The sequence below is a fragment of the Elizabethkingia sp. YR214 genome (assembly GCF_003058195.1).
GTDB lineage: Bacteria > Bacteroidota > Bacteroidia > Flavobacteriales > Weeksellaceae > Elizabethkingia.
The window spans coordinates 1-5,268 of sequence record NZ_QBUH01000017.1 but is presented as its reverse complement, the minus strand read 5'-3'; the positions used below and the strand labels follow the sequence as shown (position 1 = coordinate 5,268).

The window sequence follows — 5,268 nt, the reverse complement described above, 5'->3', positions numbered from 1 at the left end:
TCTAACTTCTTTTTCGGTAGTTTCAACATCACAAAGGCATAACCTTTAGCGCACTCCTTAAGTATTTTTGCAAAGCTTACTTATTGCTTTTAGCTTTAAGCCTTATTAGGCTATAAATCTACGGGTAATTAGTACTACTCGGCTATGACATTACTGCCTTTACACCTATAGCCTATCAACGTCGTCATCTACAACGACCCTTAAAAGATGTCTCATCTTGAGGCGAGTTTCGCACTTATATGCTTTCAGTGCTTATCTCTTCCAAACATAGCTACTCAGCGGTGCACCTGGCGGTACAACTGATACACCAGAGGTTTGTTCAATTCGGTCCTCTCGTACTAGAATCAAGCCCTCTCAAACATCTAACGCCCGCAATAGATAGAGACCGAACTGTCTCACGACGTTCTGAACCCAGCTCGCGTGCCACTTTAATGGGCGAACAGCCCAACCCTTGGGACCTTCTCCAGCCCCAGGATGTGACGAGCCGACATCGAGGTGCCGAACCTCCCCGTCGATGTGAGCTCTTGGGGGAGACTAGCCTGTTATCCCCGGAGTACCTTTTATCCTATGAGCGATGGCCCTTCCATACGGAACCACCGGATCACTATGTCCTGCTTTCGCACCTGATCGACTTGTAGGTCTCACAGTCAAGCACCCTTATGCCATTACACTCTACGCACGGTTACCAAGCGTGCTGAGGGTACCTTTGAAAGCCTCCGTTACTCTTTTGGAGGCGACCACCCCAGTCAAACTACCCACCACGCAATGTCCTTCCGTAGAAGTTAGGCTCCAAGTAAACAAAGGGTGGTATTTCAACGTTGGCTCCACAAACACTAGCGTGCCTGCTTCACAGCCTCCCACCTATCCTACACATTGTTTACTCGAAGTCAATACGAAGTTATAGTAAAGGTTCACAGGGTCTTTTCGTCCCATTGCGGGTAATCGGCATCTTCACCGATACTACAATTTCACCGAGCTCGTGGCTGAGACAGTGCCCAGATCGTTACACCATTCGTGCAGGTCGGAACTTACCCGACAAGGAATTTCGCTACCTTAGGACCGTTATAGTTACGGCCGCCGTTTACTGGGGCTTCAGTCAATGCCTTCGAATTACTTCTAAGCACCTTCCTTAACCTTCCAGCACCGGGCAGGTGTCAGACCCTATACAGCATCTTTCGATTTAGCAGAGTCCTGTGTTTTTGATAAACAGTCGCCTGGGCCTCTTCACTGCGGCCTCCCCGGAGGGAGGCGTCTCTTCTTCCGAAGTTACGAGACTATTTTGCCTAGTTCCTTAGCCACGACTCACTCGAGCACCTTAGGATTCTCTCCTCGACTACCTGTGTCGGTTTTGGTACGGGCAGTATATTTCGCTTTTCTTGGAAGCGGGTCCCCAGGATTATCAGCGCATCCGAAGATTTGCTGTACTATCGTAACCTCACGATTACTTCAACGTACTATTCCGTCAGTACGCACCTAGTTTCCAACTCCGTCACTTTTATTAATATACTGGTACGGGAATATTAACCCGTTGTCCATCCACTACGCCTGTCGGCTTCGCGTTAGGCCCCGACTAACCCTCAGCTGATTAGCATGGCTGAGGAAACCTTAGTCTTTCGGTGAGGGGGTTTCTCGCCCCCTTTATCGTTACTTATGCCTACATTTTCTTTTCTATCCGCTCCACAATACCTCACAGTACTGCTTCGGCGCAAATAGAATGCTCCCCTACCCAGTATTTAATACTGCCATAGCTTCGGTAATATGCTTATGCCCGATTATTATCCATGCCGGACCGCTCGACTAGTGAGCTGTTACGCACTCTTTAAATGAATGGCTGCTTCCAAGCCAACATCCTAGCTGTCAATGCAGTCCAACCGCGTTCTTTCAACTTAGCATATATTTAGGGACCTTAGCTGTTGGTCTGGGTTCTTTCCCTCTCGGACATGGACCTTAGCACCCATGCCCTCACTGCCGACAATCATTTATTAGCATTCGGAGTTTGTCAGGAATTGGTAGGCGATGAAACCCCCGCATCCAATCAGTAGCTCTACCTCTAATAAACTATATCGACGCTGCACCTAAATGCATTTCGGGGAGTACGAGCTATCTCCCAGTTTGATTGGCCTTTCACCCCTACCCACAGGTCATCCGAAGACTTTTCAACGTCAACCGGTTCGGTCCTCCACTTTGTGTTACCAAAGCTTCAACCTGCCCATGGGTAGATCACAAGGTTTCGCGTCTAATCCCACTAACTAAGCGCCCTATTCAGACTCGCTTTCGCTACGGCTCCGGACCTTAAGTCCTTAACCTCGCTAGTAAGATTAACTCGTAGGCTCATTATGCAAAAGGCACGCCGTCACAGCATATAGCTGCTCCGACCGCTTGTAGGCGTACGGTTTCAGGTTCTATTTCACCCTTCTATTCGAAGTGCTTTTCACCTTTCCTTCACAGTACTTGTTCACTATCGGTCTTTCAGGAGTATTTAGCCTTGGAGGATGGTCCCCCCATATTCAGACAGGATTTCACGTGTCCCGCCCTACTCATTTATCATCCAAATATGCCTTTCATATACGGGGCTATCACCCTCTATGGCCACACTTTCCAGTGTGTTCTATTAAACATATAAAGACTTTTGGGCTAATCCGCTTTCGCTCGCCACTACTTACGGAATCTCTTCGATTTCTTTTCCTCCGGGTACTTAGATGTTTCAGTTCTCCGGGTTTGCTCCTCTTACGAGGTGACATATCTTCAATATGCCGGGTTGCCCCATTCGGACATCTGCGGATCAATTCGTGTGTGCCAATCCCCGCAGCTTTTCGCAGCTTACCACGTCCTTCTTCGCCTCTGAAAGCCTAGGCATCCGCCATACGCCCTTAACGATTTCTTTCCTAATTTTATTTTACTCTGCACTCAAGGAGTGCTCGGTTATCTCTTTGTGATGTCAATTTTACCGTTAATGTCAATGATCTTTTTATTCTTTCTGTCTTCCCAATAAACGAATATTTGTTTTGGCTCTATTCGTATGCTTGTATCAGTCCAACAAAACTGTGGAGAATAAGGGAGTCGAACCCTTGACCTCCTGCGTGCAAGGCAGGCGCTCTAGCCAGCTGAGCTAATTCCCCTTTTTCAATTAGTAGTCTCGGGCAGGCTCGAACTGCCGACCTCTACATTATCAGTGTAGCGCTCTAACCAGCTGAGCTACGAGACTTCATTTTTAGAGTGTAAGATTATAGGATAAGGTACTTTCGTACTTCTCTTTTCTAATTTCCAACTTCTAAAATCTCTTTCCCTGTTACTAATCTAAAGGGTTATTTCTTAAATATCAACCAAAGTAAAACCAAAGCTGTGCTTTGTTTAAGTAAGTGACCACTATGTGGCCTTTAATTGTTTATCGTCCTTAAGACGCTCTAAAATGAGATGTTCCAGCCGCACCTTCCGGTACGGCTACCTTGTTACGACTTAGCCCTAGTTACTAGTTTTACCCTAGGCAGCTCCTTTTACGGTCACCGACTTCAGGTACCCCCAGCTTCCATGGCTTGACGGGCGGTGTGTACAAGGCCCGGGAACGTATTCACCGCGCCATGGCTGATGCGCGATTACTAGCGATTCCAGCTTCATAGAGTCGAGTTGCAGACTCCAATCCGAACTGAGACCGGCTTTCGAGATTTGCATCCTATCACTAGGTAGCTGCCCTCTGTACCGGCCATTGTAGCACGTGTGTGGCCCAAGACGTAAGGGCCGTGATGATTTGACGTCATCCCCACCTTCCTCTCTACTTGCGTAGGCAGTCTCACTAGAGTCCTCAACTTAATGTTAGCAACTAGTGACAGGGGTTGCGCTCGTTGCAGGACTTAACCTAACACCTCACGGCACGAGCTGACGACAACCATGCAGCACCTTGAAAAATGTCCGAAGAAGGATCTATTTCTAAATCTGTCATTTCCCATTTAAGTCTTGGTAAGGTTCCTCGCGTATCATCGAATTAAACCACATGCTCCACCGCTTGTGCGGGCCCCCGTCAATTCCTTTGAGTTTCATTCTTGCGAACGTACTCCCCAGGTGGATTACTTATCACTTTCGCTTAGTCTCTGAATCCTAAAACCCAAAAACGAGTAATCATCGTTTACGGCGTGGACTACCAGGGTATCTAATCCTGTTCGCTCCCCACGCTTTCGTCCATCAGCGTCAGTTAAGACTTAGTGACCTGCCTTCGCAATTGGTGTTCTAAGTAATATCTATGCATTTCACCGCTACACTACTTATTCCAGCCACTTCAACCTTACTCAAGGCTGACAGTATCAATGGCAGTTCGACAGTTAAGCTGTCGGATTTCACCACTGACTTATCAGCCCGCCTACGGACCCTTTAAACCCAATAAATCCGGATAACGCTTGCACCCTCCGTATTACCGCGGCTGCTGGCACGGAGTTAGCCGGTGCTTATTCATCTGGTACCTTCAGCTACTTACACGTAAGTAGGTTTATCCCCAGATAAAAGTAGTTTACAACCCATAGGGCCGTCTTCCTACACGCGGGATGGCTGGATCAGGCTTGCACCCATTGTCCAATATTCCTCACTGCTGCCTCCCGTAGGAGTCTGGTCCGTGTCTCAGTACCAGTGTGGGGGATCACCCTCTCAGGCCCCCTAAAGATCGTCGCCTTGGTGAGCCGTTACCTCACCAACTAGCTAATCTTGCGCGTGCCCATCTTTATCCACCGTAGTTTTCAATATCAACTGATGCCAGTCAATATATTATAGGGTATTAATCTTCCTTTCGAAAGGCTATCCCCTTGATAAAGGCAGGTTGCACACGTGTTCCGCACCCGTACGCCGCTCTCAAGATTCCGAAGAATCTCTACCGCTCGGCTTGCATGTGTTAGGCCTCCCGCTAGCGTTCATCCTGAGCCAGGATCAAACTCTCCATTGTATGTTTGTATTCCTTAAACTCAACTCAATTTAAAATTGACGCTTTGGTTTTTCTTACTTGGTTGTTATTTTATTTTCAATGATCTTTTATTCTTTTCGCTCCCTCCGAAATCTCTTCTGTCAGTCGTTTCAGATTTGCGAGTGCAAAGATAAAAACTTTTTCCGATTTACAAAAACTTTTTTGAAGTTTTTTTTCAGTCACCTTCATTATCTCTACGCCGCTTAAACAGTTCGTTTATTAACCATTTTTGCGTGGGCAAAACTAATAAATTTTATTAACATGACCAAATCTTTTTTCTAAAAAATTTTAATCGATTTTATAGTCTCAATTATCTCCTGCTCCCC

The 5,268-nt window shown here is 46.9% G+C and carries 2 tRNA genes and 2 rRNA genes; all 4 read right to left on the bottom strand.

The features are described 5' to 3' along the window. Window positions 1-108 precede the first annotated feature (108 nt). The 4 genes from C8J95_RS18460 to C8J95_RS18445 all read right to left on the bottom strand — a co-directional run bounded on the left by C8J95_RS18460 (window position 109) and on the right by C8J95_RS18445 (window position 4,924). Window positions 109-2,884, bottom strand: a 23S ribosomal RNA gene (locus C8J95_RS18460). Window positions 2,885-3,045: 161 nt separating this feature from the next. After that, a tRNA-Ala gene (locus C8J95_RS18455) sits at window positions 3,046-3,119 on the bottom strand. 12 nt (window positions 3,120-3,131) lie between these two features. Beyond that, window positions 3,132-3,205 (bottom strand) — tRNA-Ile (locus C8J95_RS18450). A gap of 202 nt (window positions 3,206-3,407) precedes the next feature. After that, a 16S ribosomal RNA gene (locus C8J95_RS18445) occupies window positions 3,408-4,924 on the bottom strand. Together the 16S and 23S rRNA genes with 2 tRNA genes alongside form the textbook arrangement of a ribosomal RNA operon. Between the last annotated feature and the right edge of the window lie 344 nt (window positions 4,925-5,268).